General features: G+C 44.0%; 16 protein-coding genes and 2 pseudogenes. 11 read left to right on the top strand and 7 right to left on the bottom strand.

The window, feature by feature from the left end:
• The first annotated feature begins 195 nt into the window (after window positions 1-195).
• The 8 genes and pseudogenes from BM528_RS13625 to BM528_RS13590 all read left to right on the top strand — a co-directional run bounded on the left by BM528_RS13625 (window position 196) and on the right by BM528_RS13590 (window position 10,572).
• Window positions 196-630: a hypothetical protein gene (locus tag BM528_RS13625; protein WP_071980283.1), complete on the top strand. Its 435-nt coding sequence runs from the start codon at window positions 196-198 to the stop codon at window positions 628-630.
• A 226-nt stretch (window positions 631-856) separates the two neighbouring features.
• Window positions 857-1,522 carry a TolC family protein gene (locus tag BM528_RS18875; protein ID WP_232230493.1) on the top strand — a complete coding sequence of 222 codons (666 nt, stop codon included), beginning with the start codon at window positions 857-859 and terminating at the stop codon, window positions 1,520-1,522.
• A 120-nt stretch (window positions 1,523-1,642) separates the two neighbouring features.
• Window positions 1,643-2,251: a TolC family protein gene (locus BM528_RS18870; protein ID WP_232230492.1), complete on the top strand. Its 609-nt coding sequence runs from the start codon at window positions 1,643-1,645 to the stop codon at window positions 2,249-2,251.
• Window positions 2,251-4,020: pseudogene (locus tag BM528_RS13610) on the top strand (efflux RND transporter periplasmic adaptor subunit); the annotation flags it as partial. The gene BM528_RS18870 and the pseudogene BM528_RS13610, both read left to right, overlap by 1 nt.
• Before the next feature lie 179 nt (window positions 4,021-4,199).
• Window positions 4,200-7,366, top strand: a pseudogene (locus tag BM528_RS13605) (efflux RND transporter permease subunit).
• Window positions 7,356-8,009 (top strand): PepSY domain-containing protein, encoded by a 654-nt coding sequence (locus BM528_RS18395; RefSeq protein WP_156844073.1) that lies wholly within the window; start codon window positions 7,356-7,358, stop codon window positions 8,007-8,009. The pseudogene BM528_RS13605 and the gene BM528_RS18395 overlap by 11 nt, the downstream one beginning before the upstream one ends.
• A gap of 301 nt (window positions 8,010-8,310) precedes the next feature.
• On the top strand, window positions 8,311-9,420 hold the full coding sequence (locus tag BM528_RS13595) for a PepSY domain-containing protein (RefSeq protein ID WP_071980280.1): 1,110 nt from the start codon (window positions 8,311-8,313) through the stop codon (window positions 9,418-9,420).
• Window positions 9,421-9,582: 162 nt separating this feature from the next.
• Window positions 9,583-10,572, top strand: a complete 990-nt coding sequence (locus tag BM528_RS13590; protein ID WP_156844072.1) for a YncE family protein — start codon at window positions 9,583-9,585, stop codon at window positions 10,570-10,572.
• Window positions 10,573-10,661: 89 nt separating this feature from the next.
• Here the strand turns inward: BM528_RS13590 and BM528_RS13585 are convergent, their stop codons facing one another.
• From BM528_RS13585 to BM528_RS13575, 3 genes are all read right to left on the bottom strand, one after another.
• Complete coding sequence (locus BM528_RS13585; RefSeq protein ID WP_071980278.1) at window positions 10,662-11,255, bottom strand: hypothetical protein; 594 nt, start codon at window positions 11,253-11,255, stop codon at window positions 10,662-10,664.
• 121 nt (window positions 11,256-11,376) lie between these two features.
• Window positions 11,377-13,209: a lipoprotein N-acyltransferase Lnb domain-containing protein gene (locus BM528_RS13580; protein WP_071980277.1), complete on the bottom strand. Its 1,833-nt coding sequence runs from the start codon at window positions 13,207-13,209 to the stop codon at window positions 11,377-11,379.
• Window positions 13,210-13,212: 3 nt separating this feature from the next.
• Complete coding sequence (locus BM528_RS13575) at window positions 13,213-13,569, bottom strand: adenosine deaminase (protein WP_071980276.1); 357 nt, start codon at window positions 13,567-13,569, stop codon at window positions 13,213-13,215.
• A 325-nt stretch (window positions 13,570-13,894) separates the two neighbouring features.
• Between BM528_RS13575 and BM528_RS13570 the strand changes: the two genes are divergently transcribed.
• Complete coding sequence (locus tag BM528_RS13570) at window positions 13,895-14,782, top strand: SDR family NAD(P)-dependent oxidoreductase (protein ID WP_071980275.1); 888 nt, start codon at window positions 13,895-13,897, stop codon at window positions 14,780-14,782.
• Window positions 14,783-14,835: 53 nt separating this feature from the next.
• On the opposite strand, the gene BM528_RS13565 is transcribed toward BM528_RS13570, so the two are convergent.
• From BM528_RS13565 to BM528_RS18550, 3 genes are all read right to left on the bottom strand, one after another.
• Window positions 14,836-15,042 carry a hypothetical protein gene (locus BM528_RS13565; RefSeq protein ID WP_156844071.1) on the bottom strand — a complete coding sequence of 69 codons (207 nt, stop codon included), beginning with the start codon at window positions 15,040-15,042 and terminating at the stop codon, window positions 14,836-14,838.
• Between the two features lie 108 nt (window positions 15,043-15,150).
• Window positions 15,151-15,354 (bottom strand): hypothetical protein, encoded by a 204-nt coding sequence (locus BM528_RS13560; protein ID WP_071980273.1) that lies wholly within the window; start codon window positions 15,352-15,354, stop codon window positions 15,151-15,153.
• A gap of 10 nt (window positions 15,355-15,364) precedes the next feature.
• Entirely contained in the window at window positions 15,365-15,505 is a 141-nt protein-coding gene (locus BM528_RS18550; RefSeq protein WP_156844070.1) for a hypothetical protein, read from the bottom strand.
• Between the two features lie 308 nt (window positions 15,506-15,813).
• Here BM528_RS18550 and BM528_RS13555 point away from each other — a divergent pair, with 308 nt between their 5' ends.
• On the top strand, window positions 15,814-19,086 hold the full coding sequence (locus BM528_RS13555) for a VPS10 domain-containing protein (RefSeq protein ID WP_071980272.1): 3,273 nt from the start codon (window positions 15,814-15,816) through the stop codon (window positions 19,084-19,086).
• Between the two features lie 156 nt (window positions 19,087-19,242).
• A complete protein-coding gene (locus BM528_RS13550) occupies window positions 19,243-21,258 on the top strand; it encodes a TonB-dependent receptor domain-containing protein (RefSeq protein WP_071980271.1) in 2,016 nt (671 codons plus the stop codon).
• Here the strand turns inward: BM528_RS13550 and BM528_RS13545 are convergent.
• Window positions 21,241-21,780: a PepSY-associated TM helix domain-containing protein gene (locus BM528_RS13545; RefSeq protein WP_071980270.1), complete on the bottom strand. Its 540-nt coding sequence runs from the start codon at window positions 21,778-21,780 to the stop codon at window positions 21,241-21,243. The genes BM528_RS13550 and BM528_RS13545 overlap by 18 nt on opposite strands.
• Window positions 21,781-21,783 lie beyond the last annotated feature (3 nt).

Raw genomic sequence — 21,783 nt, 5'->3', positions numbered from 1 at the left:
AAGAGGCCATACGCCGTCTAGAAAATCGTCTAGATTTCAACCTCGCCTATTATCACTTTGCCCTTCGATCACCTTGCCTTATCGGCAAATTTTGTTGATGTGAACAATGCGAGCCTTCGCGAATAACGCTACACAGCGTTTACTTTATTCACTGTTTGCCCTATTCCTGCTACGCAGAATGTATCTGGTTGGATTATGAACACAGCGTTTTCAAAACTTTTGATTGTATTCAGTATGCTTGTTGCTTTTAGTGGGCAGTCTTTTGCGTACGTGTTTGAGCATTGCGCTGTTTTTTCTGTTCGCTCGCCAACTACCTCTGCATCTGGCTCGGCACTTGTTTCAAATGTAGACGACCGTCACGGTAGCTTACATCACCAATCACATCAGCAAATGGCAAGTGACAAAAACCAACACGCCTTGCACGGTGCTTCTAAAGACATTGATCATAAAGAAAGTTGCTGTGTTGAAGAGTGCGTTTGTAAAACAAGTGCGTGCTCTGCAGTGAGTATCATAGCTTCATACCATTACTATTTCACCTTACAAGCAATTAGCGAACGCATCGCTGCACAACAGGTGAACTCCCCAAAATCAGTGACTTCTCTTCTCTATCGGCCCCCTATTTTTAGTTAAGCGGGGTAATTGCGTCTTTTTTTCGTGATTAACGTGGAAATGTCGCACATTCAATTTTTATCATTAAGCATAGTTTTACCGACAATAGGCATTTTTAGCCAATTTAGCTGACGCGTTCGTTGAAAGGTGGGCCTCACTTTCCGTATGGACGACTAGTTGTAAGCGTGTTACCCAGTAAGCGCTACAGCGTTAAGCTATAAATGCCTATTTCTAAAGGACAAGTATCATGAATCGCATTTATTTTAGTCTCTCGATACTGATGGGATTTTTGTTAATTACTCATTCTGCGTTGGCTGAGCAAACACGCAATGTCATTTCTCTTGAACAAGCTATTTCGCGGGCCCAGCAAAACGATCCTTGGCTTCATGGAAGTCAGCTTAATCAGAAAGCGACAGAATACAGAAGCGATGCTGCGAACACATGGGCTAACCCTAAAGTGTCGTTAAGCATGATGAACTTACCCACAAATTCGTGGGCGTTTAACCAAGAAGCCATGACCCAATTTAATATTGGCGTAGCACAAATGTTTCCCCGAGGTGATTCTCTCGCCATTCGTGAGGCTCAGCTTAACATTCAGGCCTCTCAGTTTTCTTTTTTGCGGGAAGACAGAAAGGCGAAATTAGAAACCCTAGTTTCTGAGCTGTGGCTTGATGCCTATCTTGCACAACAGACTATCGCCCTTATCGAGTCTGATCGTGCCTTGTTCGAGCAGATGTCTGAGGTGGCCAGAGCAAATTATGCTTCAACGGTAGGAAATACAAGACAGCAAGATGTGATCCGCGCCGACCTTGAAATCATTCAACTTGAAGACCGTTTAATGGTTCAGCAGCAAGCGTTGGAATCTGCCGTGGCTCAGTTGAATGAATTTCTTCATATATACAGCCGCAATTAAAGTGGCGAGGCTTTTAACTTCGATTCTCAGCCTTTGGCTTTTTCCGTATCGAACACACTGCCTAAAATTGCGTTAAATAACCAAGAAATAACCAACATGAGCACTTATAAAAGAAGCCGAATGGCTCGAGCTCTATCGCAACATCCTGCTGTGAAGGCATTAGAAGTGAAAAGAAAGGTGTCTGAAAAAGCGATTGATTTGGCCAAGCAGCAGTATAAACCTCAGTGGGGGGGTAACGCTAATTATGGGTACAGAGATGATATGCCATCGGGGCAGAGCAGAGCTGACTTTTTCTCTGTTGGCGTATCATTCGATGTGCCTTTGTTCACTAAAAAACGACAAGACAAAGAAGTCGCCGCCTCTGTGGCAGATACTGAAGCAGTCAAAACAGAAAAACTGCTGCTCACCAAAAAAATGTTAAGTGCTGTTGAAAAGGAAATAAAGCAGCTAAATCGCTTGCGCGAGCGCCAGGCGATTTATGAGCAGCAGTTGTTAATACAAACCCATGAGCAAGCCGAAGCTTCTTTAACCGTATATACTAATGATGACGGCGATTTTGCTGAAGTCGTACGAGCGAGAATCGCTGTGCTAAACGCCCGAATAGCGTCATTGCAAATAAATGTTGAAGCGCTGAAGACCGTCTCAAGAATCAATTACTTCTTCTCAGATTCTCATAACAACACATATCGCTCAGATCAGGGCTTAACCCTACAAGAGGGAGAAAAATAATGTCTAACAACGCACCTAGCTCACAGATTTTTACTACGCCAGCAAAAGCAGCGATTTTTGGAATCGTCATTGGGGCAGTAGTAGGCGTAGCTCTGTTGATGCTCTTTCAAGGGGAAGAGCATGGCAGTGCGGCAGCGCAAGACAGTGAAAGTACCAGCCAGAGCAAAGAGCCTCTTTACTGGGTTGCTCCTATGGATCCAAATTATCGTAAAGATGGGCCAGGAAAATCACCCATGGGAATGGATTTGGTTCCTGTTTACGAAGGGCAGCAAGGAAACGCAGAGAATAACCAAGGTAACGGGGCTGGGGTAGTCACCATTTCACCCAATGTGGTAAATAATTTAGGGGTTAAAACGGCTCCAGTAAAACGTGAACCCATCGACAGCAAAATTTCAACCGTAGGGTATGTTCAGTACGATTAGGATGAAATGGTGCATATTCACCCGCGGGTAGCAGGCTGGGTTGAGAAGCTGCATGTAAAAGCTGAGGGCGATAGAGTAGAAAAAGGCGAACCGATTTACACGTTGTACTCACCTCAGTTAGTTAACGCGCAAGAAGAACTCGTGATAGCGCTCAAGCGCAAAAATACGGGTTTAATAAACGGAGCAAAAGACAGATTAAAGGCACTGCAACTATCAGAACGTTTAATTCAAAACTTAGAGAAAACGTTAAAAGTGCAGCAAAATATCACCTTCTATGCCCCCCAATCTGGCGTAGTAGACGGGTTAAACATACGAGAGGGCTTTTATGTAAAGCCAGAAAATACGTTGCTTAGTATTGCCAAACTCAACAAAATTTGGGTTGAAGCAGAGATATTTGAACGAGATGCTGCACTTGTCAAAAAAGGGCTGCCAGTGAGTATGACCGTCGATTACTTACCAGGCAAAGATTGGAAAGGTAATGTTGATTACATCTACCCCTCGCTCAATGAAAGCACTCGAACACTGAGAGTAAGATTGAAATTCGATAATACGAATGACGAGTTAAAGCCCAATATGTTTGCCAGCGTGACGATGTTTTCAGATGAAAACTCCGAGGTTGTTGTCGTACCTAAAGCAGCGGTTATTCGAACCGGTACTCAAAATCGTGTTGTAGTAGCGTTAGGCGACGGTCAGTTTAAGTCTGTTCATGTGGATATTGGTCGAGTGGGCAACGAATATATTGAAATTGTAAACGGCGTCGTTGAAGGCGATGAAGTTGCAGTGTCAGCTCAGTTTTTACTCGACTCTGAATCTAGCAAAACGTCTGACTTCGCCAGAATGAACGCTTCAGAACTCCCGAAGTCGGTATGGATGGAAGGTGAAATTAACCACGTTATGGCTAGGCACCGTATGGTTAACATTTCTCACGGCCCAGTAACAGCCTGGGACTGGCCAGAGATGACCATGGATTTTATGGTTGCCGACGGCGTGGATTTTGAAGCACTAAAGGCTGGGCAGACCTTACATTTTGAGGTAACCAAAGACGACAACGAAAACGTTATTCTCACTGGCATTCACATTATGTCAGAGCCTGAGGTGTCATCAGCAACAGTGAACGGCGTTATTAATGATATTAATATCGCCACCCGAATCCTCAATATTAGCCGAGGTGCCATTGAAAAATGGGGAAGAGAACCTGCGACAATGGACTTCATTGCCGCTGAGCACATTGTTCTGTCTGAATTCAGTGTTAATGACGAGGTGACGTTTACCTTTGAGATACACGATGACTTTATCATAGTGGAAATGAATGGTCAGCATGGTGAGCATAACCAGCATCGTATGCACGACGCCTCTTCTGCAAGCGATACCTCGGGTGTTAAAAAAGCCCATCAAGCGGAAAAGGCACCTAACACTCACGATGCTCATAGGGCGCATAAAGAAGGGGGAGAGAGCGCTGAAAGCCACGATAGCCACGATAGCCATGATAGCGCAGACCACTCTCAGCATAAGAGAGGGCATTTTGCATGATTGAATCTGTTATAAGGTGGTCAATTAAAAATCGTATTTTTGTGGTTTTGCTCACGCTTATGATTATTGGCGCAGGGCTGTATTCAATAAAAAGTACACCCGTGGATGCGATCCCAGATTTGTCCGACGTGCAGGTGATTATAAAAACCAGCTATCCAGGGCAGGCACCGCAGGTAGTGCAAGATCAGGTGACGTTCCCATTAACTAGCGCAATGTTATCGGTGCCTGGAGCACAAACGGTAAGAGGCTATTCTTTTTTTGGTGACTCTTATGTGTACGTTATTTTCGACGACGACACCGATGTGTATTGGGCAAGAAGCCGAGTACTGGAGTACTTAAGTCAAGTTGCCACTAGTCTTCCAACATCCGCTAAACCTCAACTTGGTCCCGACGCCACAGGTGTGGGTTGGGTGTATATATACGCACTCACCGATACCAGCAACACCTATGATTTAGGTGAACTTCGCAGCATTCAAGATTGGTTTTTGAAGTACGAGCTTCAAACTGTGCCCGGGGTTTCTGAGGTGGCGGCTGTGGGGAAATGGTGAAGCAATATCAGGTTCAAGTAGACCCAGAGAAACTGCGCGCTTACAAGGTTCCGCTAGCTCACGTACAAACTGCGCTGCAAAGGGGCAACAAAGAGGCTGGGGCCTCGGTGATTGAAATGGCTGAGGCCGAGTACATGGTAACGGCTACCGGTTACATTCAGTCAATTGATGACATCGAAAAAATACCCTTAGGGCTGAATGATCAAGGAACGCCACTGCGTATCGGCGATGTTGCTTATGTAAACCTAGGGCCGCAAATGCGCCGAGGCGTAGCCGAATTAAATGGCGAAGGTGAGGTGGTTGGCGGCATTATTGTGATGCGCGCTGGCGAAAATGCACAGCAAACAATTAATGGAGTAAAAGAAAAGCTAGCCTCGCTGAAGGCATCAATTCCCGAGGGTGTTGAGATAGTGCCAGTGTACGATCGCTCGAAGCTTATAGAACGGGCTGTTGATAATTTATGGGATAAATTATTAGAAGAGCTAGTTGTAGTAGCGCTAGTTTGTGCAATATTTCTCTTTCATTTACGTTCCTCTTTGGTTGCCATTGTTACGTTGCCATTAGGCATACTGGTTGCTTTTATCATCATGTATATGCAGGGAATTAATGCCAATATCATGTCCTTAGGGGGAATCGCCATTGCCATTGGGGCCATGACTGATGGTGCAATCGTGATGATTGAAAATATGCACAAGCACATGGAAAATCTACATCAAAACGGTGAAACGCTGAATCGAGAGAATCGATGGGAAGTGGTATCGAGAGCAGCCAGCGAAGTTGGGCCAGCGCTGTTTTTTAGTTTACTGATCATAACTGTTTCCTTCTTACCGGTTTTTATCCTTGAAGCGCAAGAGGGCAGAATGTTTGCGCCACTCGCCTTTACTAAAACCTATGCTATGGCAGCGGCCGCTGGTTTGGCCATTACTTTAGTGCCAGTACTCATGGGATATTTCATTCGGGGCAAAGTCATCTCGCAAAAGAAAAACCCGCTTAATCGATTGCTGATTGCCTTGTATATGCCTGTTCTAAAGCGGGTAATGCAGTTTCCCAAATTGACTATCGCCTTAGCGTTCATTATTACTGTGGTAGGGTTTTGGCCTGTAAGTAAAATAGGGAGCGAGTTTATACCGCCTCTTGATGAAGGTGACCTGATGTATATGCCTACAACCTATCCTGGTATTTCTATAGGTAAGGCACGACAGCTGTTACAGCAAACGGACAAACTTATTGCAACAGTACCTGAAGTTGAAAGTGTGTTTGGCAAAGTTGGCAGAGCAGAAACCGCCACAGACCCGGCACCGCTTACCATGATTGAAACCTTTATACAGCTCAAGCCCAGAGATGAGTGGCGAGAAGGAGTAACAACCGAATCGTTAAAAGCAGAGTTTGATAGCTTGGTAAAACTCCCGGGCTTAACCAATGCGTGGGTAATGCCGATAAAAACCCGAATCGATATGTTGGCTACCGGGATTAAAACCCCCGTGGGAATTAAAATAGCCGGTCCCGATCTCAATGTTATCCAGGAGATTGGCCAACAAATCGAAAATACATTGCCCGAAGTAGAGGGTACGGCGTCTGTTTATTCTGAACGTGTCGCAGGCGGGCGTTACATAAAGGTGGATATATCTCGCGAGAAAGCGAGTCGCTACGGATTGAATATTGATGATGTCCAGCAGGTAGTATCTACCGCCATTGGTGGCATAAATGTAACTCAAACCGTTGAAGGACAAGAGCGTTATCCAGTGAATGTGCGTTATCCGCAGGATTACAGAGACTCGCCTGAGCAACTGTCCCGTTTACCCGTGGTTACGCCAAATGGACAACACATTGCTTTAGGAGATGTGGCTGATATTCGTGTGGAAGATGGTCCGCCGGGAATAAAAAGTGAAAACGCCCGTATTAATGGATGGACGTTTATTGATATAGAAGGTGTGGATGTAGGAACCTACGTTGTTAATGCGAAAGCTTACCTCTCAAAGACGCTCGACCTTCCAGTTGGCTACTCTATTACATGGGCTGGTCAATACGAGTACATGGAGAGAGCAAAAGAAAAACTGTCTTATGTGCTTCCATTAACTTTCGCCATTATTGTTATTTTACTCTATCTTAATTTTAAAGCGTTTAGTGAGGTGGCAATCATCATAGTAACGCTCCCCATGGCTATGATAGGTGGACTTTGGTTGATGTACTTTGAAGGCTTTAATTTTTCCGTAGCCGTCGGTGTGGGTTTTATAGCACTAGCCGGTGTAGCTGTAGAAATAGGCGTTATTATGTTGGTTTACTTAAATCAAGCAGTCAACGAGCTGAAAGGAAATGCGAGCGAGAATAATGCGCCAATATCGGCCGACGCGTACCGTAATGCGCTTGTTCATGGCGCGGGATTACGAGTTCGCCCTGTTATGATGACGGTAGCAACTATTATATTGGGTCTGTTACCTATTCTATATGGTACGGGAACAGGCTCAGAAATAATGAGTAGAATAGCCGCGCCTATGGTTGGCGGCATGACAAGCGCAGTACTTTTAACGTTAATTGTCGTGCCTGCATTGTATTCTATAGTTAAAAAGTCGGACATATCGGCATTCAATCGCGAACTATCAAATCATGGTGAATAATACGGCGTGGTCGACATCGGTGGTATGGCTAAAAAAAGCGAGAAAATATCACCGATGGTTGATGGCTGTGGTAGGGGTGCAATTTCTTTTTTGGTCGATAACCGGTGTGTATATGGTAAGTATGAACATTCACTATATACACGGGGAGTCGCTGGTAAAAGATGATGACGAAAAACTCGACTTAGGAAATATTGAGTTTCCCATGAGTGCGCTGGTGGCTGAATATCCAAACGCCAGAGCTATATCGCTTACCCAGCGGATGGGAGCGCCTATTTATATCGTTGCTACCGGTGCGAACACGTTTTCCATCGATGCCATAACTGGAGCGCAATTGCCCAAGCTTAATGAGGCGGCGGCAATTGCTATAGCCCGATATCACTATGCGGCCAGTGATGAAATTACAGGAAGCCGGCTTATTCGCTTCTCATCAGGCATGCCTGAAGAACTCTCATCTCGCCATTTACCCGTATGGCAAGTCACTTTCGATAATGTTGCAGCTCCTACCTTTTATATCAGTCAGCAAACCGGAGAAATTGTTACCAAGCGCCACCATTATTGGCGCTTATTCGATTGGATGTGGCGTTTTCATATGGCTATGTTCGGATTAACTGTTGTTGAATCGAAAAGAGCCTGTTTTCGTTAAGGTTTTCTGGATTATCCATAAACCTGAACCAACCCAGGTAGTGTCTCGGCTATAAGCTTTGTAAATTGTGCTGGGATCATGATCAACCCTCAATAACTGTATTCATATACAGTATAGCAACAATTTAGCAGAACATAGCCTTTCATATTATGGATTACGATAACGGCGAGAACGTAAAAAACGGGTTCTTGTTTTTTGTCGCAGCAATTGGAGTTATCGCAGCATTGTTGGGAGCTGCCTTAACGTATTTTAGTTTGCGTACTTCTGTAACAAAGGGCTCGGTTGAAAAGGGCTTTAACAAATGAAGATAAGCAAATTTAAACCCGCTTTCAGCACTCCATTTACTAACGATTACACCGGCGTATCCAAGATTGCATTCACCGCTTCTTTGCATAAATGGCTTTCATTATTGGTGGGCGTTCAGCTATTAATTTGGCTTGGAACTGGGTTGTATTTCAACCTTATGGATCACGAAAAGGCAAGCGGTAATGCGCTAAGAGAGCCAGTGAGTGTTAAACGGAGCTTTACTGACAGTGAACTTATTCCTCTCAATAAGTTAAACACTGTAAGTGAGGTGGCGCCTCAGAAAGTAGAGCTTAAATGGGTGCTGGGGAGCCCCTATTATCATGCTATTAGCAGACAGGGAGAGCATAGTTACCAATTTCGTCATTCGTTACTATTTAATGCCATTACAGGCGAGAAAGCGGCGTTAACATCCCAACAGGTGTTGGAAATAGCAAAACTTTCTTATTCCGGGTCCAGCGAATTAAGCAATCCTAAACTGCTTCAGCCTCCTTTTTCAGATTATGTCGCACAGCAAAACCCAATGTGGAAGGTGTCTGCGAATGACAATAACAATACCTCTATTTATATTGACAGTGTTACCGGGCAAGTTTTAAAGCATGTGAACGATGATGCCAGATTAAAAGCCCTGATGTTTAAACTGCATTTTATGGACTACACCAACACAGGAGGCTTTAATCATTGGCTTATTATTTGTTTTGCTTTCGTTACATTATTTCTCTCGGGAACAGGGGTAACCTTGCTGGCAAAACGATATCAACGTCGAATATTTTCAGTGAAAAGAGACGGCAATAAACAGGTTATTTCTGTCATTTTATCTCATTCGCACACACCAACACCGGCTCTCGTAGAATCTGAGGCAAACTTATTTAATGCGCTTGCGGATGTAGGTATCGAGTTACCCTCGGTGTGTAATGGTGCTGGTACCTGCGGTAAATGTAAGTTCTTTTCTGAAAACAGGCTTCGCGTTGCTCCTACTGAACGTAGGCTTTTGTCAGCAACTGAATTAGCTGAGGGTGTTCGGCTTGCCTGTCAGCATAAAGCTTCTGAAGTCACCGGTGTAATTGATGTGAGCGTGACAGGCTTTGCGACAAAGCGTCAGGAGTAGGTATTGCGAATAGGCCTTTAGAGCGAGCTTCACTGGAAGCACCTCTTTCAGAGGTCGCAGTGATACCTACTTGTACAAATGGCGTATGAAAGATGGCAATAGGCAGTGCGTAAGTTGACGCACTTCTTATCATTAAAAGTGTTAATCAATATGGGCGAACCAATGAAGCGTTTCAGTTTTGTACTTTTTATATTTGTCGCCGTAATCAGTATGGCAAACGGGGCACAAGTGGAAGAGTCTCGTTTGAGTAAAGGGTTACTGGCGGTTGTAAATAAGTCTGATAACAGCATTAGCGTGATTGATATAAATGATAAACGGATTATCAAAACACTGCCTACCGGTAAGGGACCTCACGAGCTTGTAATGTCTAACAATCAAAAGTGGGCGGTAAGTACCAATTTTGTAGGCGGCGACAGCTTGACGGTTTTTAATTTGAGAGAGCTTGAAGTGGAGAGAACAATTCCACTCGAGGCGTTGAAAGGTCCACATGGTGCTGCGTTTTTAACCGACAATAAACACGTTATTTTCACCTCAGGTAAGGCAAAACATCTTGGTATAGTAAACGTTGAAACGGGAGCGCTCGAAACAAAAATAAAAACCGCGCAAGATACCACCCACATGGTGGCTTTAAACAAGGATGAAAGTAGAGCATTTGCCACCAATATTCGAAGTGATTCGATATCGGTACTAGACTTACAAAATCAAAGTCGAGTGAAAAATATTGCTACATTCTCTATGCCAGAGGCTATTGGCTATCGTGCGAGTGCCCATGAGATATGGTACGGCGCAAACAAGGAAGGTAGGCTCGTTGTTATTAACCCTGACACCGAACAAAAGATTGCACAATGGCAAGGTTTTAGTTTTCCTTACAGAGTGCTGTTTAATCACGATGAGTCGGTAGCTATGGTGCCAGACTTTCAGAATCACTACATTCGTTTCTTTGATGCGAATAATAAAAAAGAGCTAGGCACTCTGGCTTTAGAAGAGGGGGCAGGACCGCAGGGCATCACACTTCATCCAAAGCATGATATTGCATTCTTATCACTGAACTTGAAAAATAAGATAGTCGCGATAGACATTCATACTCGGGAAGTTATTGCAGAGTTTCCCACGGGAACTAACCCCGATGGCGTGATTTTTATTAGTCGTTAATCTGCATAAATTAATAAGACATACCCATCTTTTAAAAGAGCGACGACTGGCAAGACAATAAACTCAGTTGAACCCTCCAGTCGCAGCTTTTAGTTAATAGGCTCGTATCCCCACGGTGTTCCAGGCGGTTCAACCGGGTTGGTTAAATCAAAATCTACCTGAACTTCCCTTGCAGGACGCACTAAGCGATAGCTAAAGTGGGTGGGATAAATCATCATTTGCCAAACATTATCAGTTGAGGCAGTAATTCCAGAGTCGATAAACAGCTGTTTTGAATACGCATCGGCTGGGAACGACTGAACTTCGTTATAACCTCTGTCTGTTGTATGTCCTCCATACATAGTTGATGTATGAAAGCTTCCGTCTTCATTGCGGTGATCGTGCTTTAGCATTAATCCAGAACCTGTTTTAGTGAGGATCCAAGTGCGAGACGCATCATCACCAACATGAAACGGGATATGCAGCTGGGTATTTGAACACTCTCGAACATGCATAATTAGCGTATTATCACCAAAGGTGTTGCCCACATTGTCTTTTGTTACTTTGCCAACAAAGGCCTTGCCGCAATGCGCTTTTATGGCGTTAAAAAATGTATCGTGAGTATCTATTGATACCAGCGGCGCTGGGTTCGCATTTACTGCAGCAGAAAGCACAGTAAATAATAAAGCTAAAATTTTGTTCATAGGGTTCCTATTCTCATTAACGGTAAAAGGAGACACATTATTTTCTTTATTGCAGTTTGATTTGTTCTCACCAAAAGAAGCCTATGTCGATGAATAATTTTAAATACTGTAGCTGAAACAATTAAAATCGATAGGCTAGAATAGCTTCAAACTGCGTAAATTTCTCTTGCCCAATACTTTGAACTGAAAGGTTAAAATCTAATGCTGCGTTAGAAATACCATACTGGTGCAATCCAAACTTAAATTCATCTAAGTATTGACTATTCCCGTACTGATTGTATGTACGTTCGATTTGCAGGCTAAGTTTGTTATTAAATTTAGTATATATATAGGCGCCAAAAACCGGGCGCACATATAAATACTGCTGCTCTTTATTTGCGCCTGCACCAAGAATGACATCAGAGTAAACACCCACTCCCTTGGTTATTTCTTTAGTAAGCCCCACTCCAAACTCTGTTTGAAAAACCAGATTTTGATCCCGCTCATCTGATAATACTCTATTAATTCCTATATTAAATGACGATGACAAGTTCGTAATATCCTGGGTAACCGGTATTCGAGATATCATCTGATAGAGCATTGCTTTGTCTAAATAAACGGTGCCTAAATTATCACTGTCGACACCCACTCTCATTTCAAGATCGGCAAGAATTAATTCGGTTTCACCTATCACTCCTCGGTTGTCATCTTCTACACGCCTTGCAACTGGAAAGCTTCTAATTTTTAGGTAGTTGCTATCATCTACGTGACTGTAGCCTATGCCTAAATAGCTTTCATTTTGAAGGTCTGTTGGCACAGGGTACTCTGATACGTCGAGAGCAAACCCAGAAAACTTTTCCCTTACGGAAGTAAGAATCTTTGCGTTTTTTTCATATCTTTTTTGCGCAATTTGGTTTGATTCTCGAAGGTATTGGTTTAGTGCTTCAGCATATTTAGCTTCTACAAATGACAGTGAGAGCGAGCTTAAATCAACGCTGTGAACTTGTTTTGCTATTTCAGCAGATCTTAAAGTGTCTAAGTTATTTTGAAGATTAGTTACTTTCCATTTGTTGGAGGGGGTAAATTCTGTGGATGATATTAGGTTATTATTTTCTGCAAATTTGACTACGTCCAGAGGCGTTAACCAGTTTGCCACGTCTCCTAATTTACCGGGGCGAGCAATATTCACTAGTAATTGAGTTACCGTGGCACAATTAAAGATATGAAAAAAGTACTTTGGGCTCTGCTGGCCTAATTCCCAAATGAAGTCTTGTAAAAAGCGTTTATCTTCGGTGCTGAAGTTGAGCGCGTAACTCCATAAATTTCGCTGCTCTTCATATAAATAGAAGTTTTCGAAATCCTCGTATGGCGCTACTTTGAATACGCCTTCTTTACCTGTAATTAGTGTATTGTACATTATTTTTGGGACATTCAAGGAATCAAGCTCGGTGAAGAAGGTGATACCGTGTTTTACGAAAAGGCCCTTATTGTTGATTCCGTCCATGCGCAGCATAATATGTCCCATCATTGAACTTGCCGAAGTCACGTTTTCAGAGGCGTAAATAAGCTTTAATTTGTCTGCCGGTACACTCTCTAGGAACTCCTTGTAGTCTTTGCAAAGAAGCTTGGGTTTCACATTTTCGAATGCGGGTATGTAAGATTGAATTAATCGTAAGCGCGCCGGATAACTGCACACGCTATCGACGTTAGTTTTAAATAGGTGAAGAGTTTTTTTTGTTTCGTCTAATGCGCTAACGAACCTTTGTCCAATATAGATTGAATTATCACCGCCAATAGGGTGAGAATTTTTTAACTGTAACAAGAGGTGCCAAAGGGGGTCGTTTGCTACCGCAGTAATTTGAGCTTCACTAAAATGTGACAGTGAGTCGCTGCTGGTATAATTTGCGAGAGAAAAAGGGCTTATAAGTAAAAAAAAGGAAGCAACGATGCTTCCTTTTATCGCTTTTTTCAGCATAACTTATTTGCAAGCAATGCTTACTGAATCTTGATATTTCCACATCTTTTCAGAACCATAGTCAGTTGATGAGCCAAATACGCCACCACTAATTACGTTGATAAAGAATGCAGTTTCAACTTCTTTGTTAAGATTTACGTCAGTACATTTTGCATCGTCAGCAACTAGTACTTTATCTTTGTTTTCTTTTTGTACAGTTACAACGCCGGGAACAGTTTGGGAAACACCGTCAACAGTAACTGTTGTAGTTTCACCACTGCTTGTAGTCACGTTAATTTTGTGGGTATCTTCTGTAAGAATAGTCGCACAACCAGAAGTAAGGATAAGGCTTGCAGCTGCTAGTCCAATTAGTTTTTTCATTGTTTTTCCTTGAAAAATTTCACTCGTCGAATTTCCGACGACCGCTAATATATAGTTTGTTTAGGAAAAATCAATTACTAAATTAATGATTAGATGTGTGAGCCTTTAGGTTCAGTTTATTTTTAAATTTCAGCTCATTATTCATTTCATGAAGGCATAAAAATTAGTCAAATAAAGTATGTCAATTCCTTGGTACATCATATTCTAAAAACAATCTATCTGTGCTTGGCGGCTGAGTTAATTACCGGCTAAGAATACGGCGAAGAAAGCAGCAAATTAAATAGCAAAGAAAGCCGCTAAGTCACAACTCATCAAGGTGAATATTATGTCTAACGAATTTAAAGGTAAAACTGCGGTGATTTCGGGCGCTGCTGGCGGTATAGGGCTTGCGTTAGCACACGCTCTGGCCGAGCAAGGTATGAATATAGTAATGGGCGATATTGATGCTGTCACCTTGGCTGAAGCCAGCGAAACGCTGAAAGAAAAGGGCCACAATGTAGTGACATGTCCTTTAGATGTTACCGATTATACGCAGTGGGAAAGTATCGTAGCGAAAGCAAAAGACACCTTTGGCAAAATTCATATGGTGGTGAATAACGCTGGCGTAGGCGGTACGCCCGGAAAAATTGAAGATACAGAGCATGCAACTTGGCGCTGGGTAATGGATGTAAACGTGATGGGCGTGCTTTATGGCGCTCAAGCTTGTGTACCTGCTATAAAAGAGCATGGCGAAGGAGGCTGGATTCTAAACGTGGCGTCTATGGCAGGCATGATGGGTATGCCTTATGCTGCTGCATATTGTGCTTCTAAAGCCGCAGTTGTATCTATGACAGAAAGCTGGATACCAGAGCTTCAGCCGCATAACATTCATGTTTCTGTGTTGTGCCCCGCGTTTGTTAAAACGCGCATTCATGAATCTCATCGCAATCGCCAAGAAAAATATGCTGTGGTAAAAGAGAAGCGCATAAGCAAAGAAAAACTCAAAGCGGGCGCACAGGCAGCGGCTACTGCTGTAGAGTCTGGCATTCCCGTCTCTATGCTCGCCGAGCGAGTTATAGAAGCCTTGCGCTCAAATCAGACCTATATCTATTCTCATCCAAATTACAGAAAGGTGACCAGTGGTCGCTCGAAAGCAATTGATATGGCTTTTATAGACGCTGAACAAAGCCCCGTTGTCGGCCACCTAATTAACGATGACATAATAACTTTTTAAAAGTCATATTAATGAAGATGCTCTCTAGCAGCTACGCATTAAACATAAGGCATTTAGTGGGAGCCTTCACTTTGTTTGTCGCGATTTCTGGATATGCGGTGTTTAGATAATTGCTCATAGCATACGCCTAAAATAATGAATAGCAGTGCGGTTTGCAGGTACGAATGGTGTGTGTCTAGCCCCGGCGCTTTGAAAAAAGCATAGATGGCCTCTAGCATAAAAATAAGCGCTGCTGCGCTAATACCATATTTAAAAATCATGTTGTGCTCTCTTGTAATGAAGAGGCTCACAGAGCCTCTTTATGTTTACTGACCTTTCTATTTAGCAGTCTATTTTGGCAGTTGATTTAAATTGCCCATTTACATGGACTACCAGTGATTTCTGTTCGTGTTGCCATAGGTGTTGTAAATAGACTCATCAGCATTGACCACTTGAGCAATAAAAGCACCAAGGTCGTAAAACAATCCCCCACCAGAGACTGCGAGTGCTTCGCTTTCTGAGAGTATGTGCTGTTCACCGAGTACTAAGTGTTTTTGTGCCTCGTTAACGGGGTTCATCACAATATTTTTCATGGTTACTTCCTTAATTTCTGTGGTCAGTATAGCCTTGGTAAAACTCGTACATACCCTCGGCTACAGTGGCAATAATGCCCAGTGTGCCAAGACCTCTGAGCACAGATCCGCCGGAAACCGCATTAATTTCATTAATTGTTAAATCAGTCATCGTATTTATTTCCTTATAAGTCATGATTTACCTTTTACAGAGAACGTTTCTATAAAAAGCTTTTTTGAAAGGCTGCTTTAAGATTAAAACGCCTTACAGCAGTGCTGTTGCAGACAGAAGTCTTAACACCAAACACTGTGATAAAAATAGCAGCGGGCTAAACAGCGCGAAACTGTACTACCTATGGTTTTTTTAAGGGGGCAATGCATCTGCCCTCTATTATCGTTAATTGGTCGCTTGTTCCATTGAATACAGACGCGCTTGTTTGTACTTTCGATGACGAAAAGTCCACAAATTAGGCAATAACAATGAAAAAAATCCTTAACGCTGCAGTGGCTGTAACCATGGCACTGTCCAGTGTGCCTGCATTTGCAGATAAATCAGAGACAGACAAGAACGCCCCTTTCAGTAGCAGTACTTTCAAAGCAATGGAAATGAGAAGTATAGGCCCGGCTTACATGTCTGGGCGAATCGCAGACATTGCTATCGATCAGAATGATCCTTCAACTTGGTATACCGCGGTAGGCTCAGGGGGTGTTTGGAAAACCACTAATGCAGGCACCACATGGAAGCCTATTTTCGACGATCAAGCTGTGTACTCTATTGGCGACGTGACCATAGCGCCCAGCAACTCAAACATTATTTGGGTAGGTACTGGTGAGAACAACGGCGGCCGCCACATCAGTTTTGGCGACGGTGTTTATAAATCACTAGATGGCGGTAAGACTTGGAAAAACATGGGGCTTAAAAAGTCGGAGCATGTTTCCGATATCATTATTCACCCTGAAAACCCTGACGTGGTCTGGGTATCAGCGCAAGGGCCATTGTGGTCTGAAGGCGGCGAGCGGGGGCTCTATAAAACTTCAGATGGGGGGGCTACTTGGAAGCAAGTACTTACTCCAGATGATGAATGGACAGGAGTGACGTCTTTACTTATCGACCCAACCAATCCAGATAAGTTATACGCGGCAACATGGTCAAGACAAAGAACGGTGGCTAATTATGTAGGTACAGGTCCTGCTGCTGGCATTCATACGTCCGATGACGGCGGTGAAACTTGGACTGAATTAAAAACCGGCTTGCCCACTGGTAATATGGGTAAAATTGGTATGGCTATCTCGCCCATAGATCCTAGCGTACTCTACGCCACTATTGAAATTGACAACCGCAAAGGTGGTTTTTATCGCTCATCAGATAAAGGTCAAAGCTGGGAAAAAATGTCTGACGAGGTAGGAGGCGGTACTGGTCCTCACTACTACCAAGAGATTTTTGCTGATCAACACCAAATGGATCGTGTTTATATTGCCAGCAATTACAGCAAAGTGTCTGACGATGGCGGAAAAACGTGGACGCCTATAAACACAAAGCGCAAGCACGTAGATGATCACGCCATGGCATTTCACCCCACCGACCCCGACTTTGTTTTAATGGGGTCTGACGGCGGTATTTATATGTCCCATGATCGCATGGCGAACTGGCGGTTCATGGCAAACTTGCCACTAACTCAGTTTTATAAGGTGGCACCAGATGACTCAAAACCCTTCTACAACGTTTATGCTGGTGCTCAAGATAATTCTACGCAGGGTGGTCCATCTCGTACCAACCGTTCCGAAGGCATTAAGAATAAAGACTGGTTTTTAACCTTAGGTGGCGATGGTCATCAGCCTGCGGTTGAGCCGGGCAACCCAGACATAGTGTATTCTCAATGGCAGCAAGGCAACTTGACTAGAATAGATATGACAACGAAGGAAGGGGTGTACATTAAACCTCAGCCTTTGCCTGGCGATCCGGCAGAGCGATTTAACTGGGATGCGCCTATAAATGTGTCTGCTCACGATCCAAAACGCATTTACTTCGCGTCTCAGCGCGTATGGCGTTCAGATGATCGCGGCGATAGTTGGACTGCCTTATCCGGCGACCTCACTAAAAACGGCAATCGTATGCATATGCCTATGATGGGCAGAACCTGGTCGGTAGAGGCTGGCTGGGACTTATACGCCATGTCGGAATACCACACCATTGCTAACTTTGCAGAAAGTCCGGTAGACGAGAATATTCTTTGGGTTGGAACCGACGACGGTATCATTCAGGTAACGACAAATGGCGGCAAGTCTTGGAAAAAAATAGAGCTTGATGATATTCGAGGCGTACCTGCAACAGCCTATGTTAACGATATTCGTGCCGATCTTTTCGACCCGGAAACTGTTTACGTTGCTCTTGATAATCACAAGTACGGCGATTACAAACCGTATTTAATTAAGTCGACCAACTTAGGCAAAAAATGGACATCCATGGCTGATGATTTGCCAGAAAAACATTTGGTTTGGCGTATTGTGCAAGATCACGTGAACAAAGATCTGATGTTCATTGGTACTGAGTTTGGTGTTTTCTTTACCGTTGATGGCGGTGAACAGTGGGTAGAACTTGAAGGCGGTATGCCGACTATTTCAACCCGTGACGTAAAAATTCAGCGACGTGAAAACGACTTAGTAGCGGGGACATTTGGCCGTGGCATTTATATTCTAGACGACTACGCGCCCCTGCGCGGCTTAACTGAAAAATCGATGCAGCAAGATGCTTTACTGTTTGCACCAAGCCGACCTGTAAAGTGGTTCCAATTGGATGACAACCATACTGATTCAGACGGAGACGATCGCTTTGTTGCTGAAAACCCAGAGCATGGTGCCACGCTAACGTACTACCTCAAAGACAGTTTGCTTACTGCTAAAGAAAAGCGTCAAGAAGCTGAGAAAAAACTCATCAAGGACAAAGAGAAGTACCCTAAATATCCTAGCTGGGAAGAGGTCGAAGCTGAAAATCAAGAAGCCGAGCCAGCGGTTTATGTTGAAATAAAAGACGAAGAAGGCGATGTGGTTAAGCGTGTGTCGGGAAGTACCAAAAAAGGTCTACACCGAGTAACGTGGGATATGACTTACGCTAACTTAATGCCGATTACAGGCAAAGAAGGCTCTCGTCGTTCACGAGGCGCACTCGTGGCTTTACCAGGGACGTATTCTGCAACGTTATTTAAGCGAGAGGGCAACACGGTGACAGCACTATCTGAACCCGTTAGCTTTGAACTTGAATCGATTTACGAAGGCGCGCTAGAAGGCGCTACCGATGAGCAAAGAGCTGCCTACGATAATGCTGTAAGTGATGCTCAAAAACGTGCTGTGACCACAACAACAGTGCTAAGTAGTGTAGAAGAAACTATGGAAGCGCTACGCAGTGCAATCGACCGCACGCAGGGGGACATTACTGGTCTAGAAGCTCAGTATGCCGATGTACAGCGTGAAATCAACGCCGTTAATCGAGAGCTTTATGGATTAGAGTCTCGTAATCGCAAAGGCATTAAGCCTGCAAACATTACCAGTCGATTAGGTTATGCTCGTTCAGCAGTAGGCTCGTCTTATGGTCCAACGCAGCAGCATAAAGACCAGTTGCGTTTTGCAAACGAGGGCCTAGATAGCGTGAGCGAGAGAGTGAGTGTTCTGCAGCAAACAACGTTACCTGCGCTTCAAAACGCAGTGGTCAATGCGGGTGGTCCATGGACTATGGGACTACCAGTTATTACCCAATAATAACCCGTTAATGACCCAGTAACGAGCTTTTACAGGCCTTCTACTGTTAACAGACAGTTTATAGGCCTTTAATTTAATAGCTAGAAAAACGGCAGTTTTTACAACTGCCGTTTTATTTTTTTATCTTTTTTATCTGACTTTGCATTTTAAAGCTGTATGTTCCATTTTCAAATATTCGTTCCTTTCTCCTCTCTGCAAATTATTGGCATGGCAGTGCTGTTGTCGCTTGCGTGTCCTCTTTCTGCTAACCCTGCAAAGGGCTCTTCTTCAGAGGAAGAACGAAAGTCTGTAACAGATAAAGCCAATGGAAAGGCGACAGAAAATGCACAGGCCATAGAAAATATAGCGGTAACGGCTAGGCGGCCTTACTACCATGAAACGCTCACCAAAATTTTTCCGCTTTATCAATATGTTCAGCAAAACCTTACTGAGCCTACCACTGTTAACGACGTGTTAGTGCAGTCTCCGGTAGTGAGCTTGAACGGGCAGGGCGGGCAAATTCAAAATATCAGCATTCGTGGTTTTTCGCGCTGGCGCATTCAAACATTGATAAACGGTGTGCCTATAATAAGTGACAGAAGAGCGGGGTCTAGCACAGGCTTTTTGCCGCCGAGGTTCATTAGTAATATCTCAGTAATTCCTGGGGCGGCATCAACCTACTTAGGCTCAGGCGCAATGGGAGGTGCGGTCAATATAAGTCTATCTGAACCAAATGGTCATCAATTCCAAGCGGGCCTTCTTAACAACGCAGCTACGCAGGAAATTGCGTATTCCGGGCATAACATTAACACCGACTGGAAACTGTCATATCGACATGCTAGCAACGCCGAAGATGCCAACAACAATGTGCTTTACGACCAATTTGAGCAAACGGCGTTATTTGTTCGCCATCAATTTGAAAAAACACCAATCACAGAAGCGTGGTCCCTTTACTCGCAAAATAGTAACGTAGGTAAGTCTAGCAGTGACTTTCCTGAAGATAGAGTGACAACATACCCCCAAAATACCCATTGGCTCGGCAAGGTCAGCGCTAATTTGGGTGCAATTACCAGCAATGTATGGTGGCATCAGTCGCAGCTAGATACCGATACTTTGCGCCCTGAACAGCGCTTAAACGAGAGTCGTAGTCGCGCGTTTGATTATGGCGGGGACATGGGAAGTAAAGTACGCTTGGCAAACTGGAACATAAACTGGCAGGCCCAGATACAGGGGCGCAATGGAGTGCGTATTGATGAACGCGAATTAGCATTTAATTCTCAAGCCGCCCCAAATCAATATAACTACAGCGAAGAAACGTATAGCGTTGGGCCTCTTGATGCCAGTGAATTTGCTCTTGCTGGTGTATTTGATGCTTCACGAACCGTGGGAGCGTTTTCGCTTGCAGTAGGAGCACGGTTCGATTGGCAGCGCCAAAGTACTACCGATCAGAATGCTGGTGATCGTAGCATCGCAAATTCGAATATGAGTGGATTTGCTGGAGGAAGCTACTCGATAACGCCCCATTGGAGAGCTAGCATTTATGTCTCGAGCGCTTTTAGAAACCCCTCACTTACCGAACGTTTTTACTCGGGAGAAACACCGCGAGGCACTGTAATAGGCGATGCCGAATTAAACACCGAAAAATCCCTCAATGTGCAGGGCGTAGTGTCGTACGCAAATAAGACAGTGACAGCAAGTGCTGAGGCATTTCATCAGAGCATAAAGCAGTATATTGAACGCATTGCTACTAACGATAACCTGTTACAGTACGTTAATTTAAACAGGGCACAGATTGACGGAATAAGCTATAGCGCGAAGTGGGCGCCCGACACCTCGTTGCTTTCCCTAAAACTAAGCGGAGCTTTGTTGCAAGGTGAAGATTCCACTGGCAGTCCTATCTCTGATATTCCACCAAACAATCATCGACTCGATATAGTTTACGACCTTGGCCGAGTTCGTGCTTTTTCAAGCCTGCTGTATCGCGCAAGTAAAATAAGCGCTGCAGACGGTGAGCGGTCGCTTAGAAGCACACTCAGCTTGGATGTGGGCGTTTCTTGGGAAGTGAATGAAAATGTGACTGCGAAAGTAAGTGCGAACAATCTCACAAATCAGTTATTTTATGTAAGCGCAGATGATAGAGCAGCGTTTGCGCGTGGAAGAAACTTGAATTTCTACTTAAGTGTTTTGCTGTAAACGAGCCTGTCTTTTGCGGTATTTGCTTTTAAGCGTAGTCACTAGCATTACCATTCCCGTAAGCCAAATAATCAACAATAAAATGGCGGCGGGTAGAAAAAGGTAGAGCTTGGCGCCTTCGAAAAACCAACTTCCGTCGTGAATAGACTCTATGGTATCGGCACGTCGATAAGCCGTTTGTAGTACCTCACCCGTGTAGGCGTTCAGTTGAACTTCCCAGTGATTGTTACCCCGTACCTTTATCACGCCTTTATTTGGTCTAATGTCTAGTCTGTCGATATCTTCCCACTGCGACAACTGCGCTTGTGGAGCGGCAGTAACCGACTGCAAAATTTGCTCGGCGCTGATTATTGCGGTTGATGTGTTTGCGGTGACTTTTTGAGTTGGAGGTTGGACCCAATCAACTTCTTTTTTTACTTGTAACAAAAGGCCGCTGCCTATCACAATGACGACAGGTATAAAGACACTGAGCGTTATCCAAAGATGAAGTTGGCGACTGATTTTGCGTAGTTTATTGGGCATTAG

The organism is Alteromonas sp. RW2A1 (genome assembly GCF_001886475.1).
GTDB classification, from domain to species: Bacteria; Pseudomonadota; Gammaproteobacteria; order Enterobacterales; family Alteromonadaceae; genus Alteromonas; species Alteromonas hispanica.
Note: the sequence above shows the minus strand (reverse complement) of the source record. Positions and strands in the feature narration are given on the sequence as shown.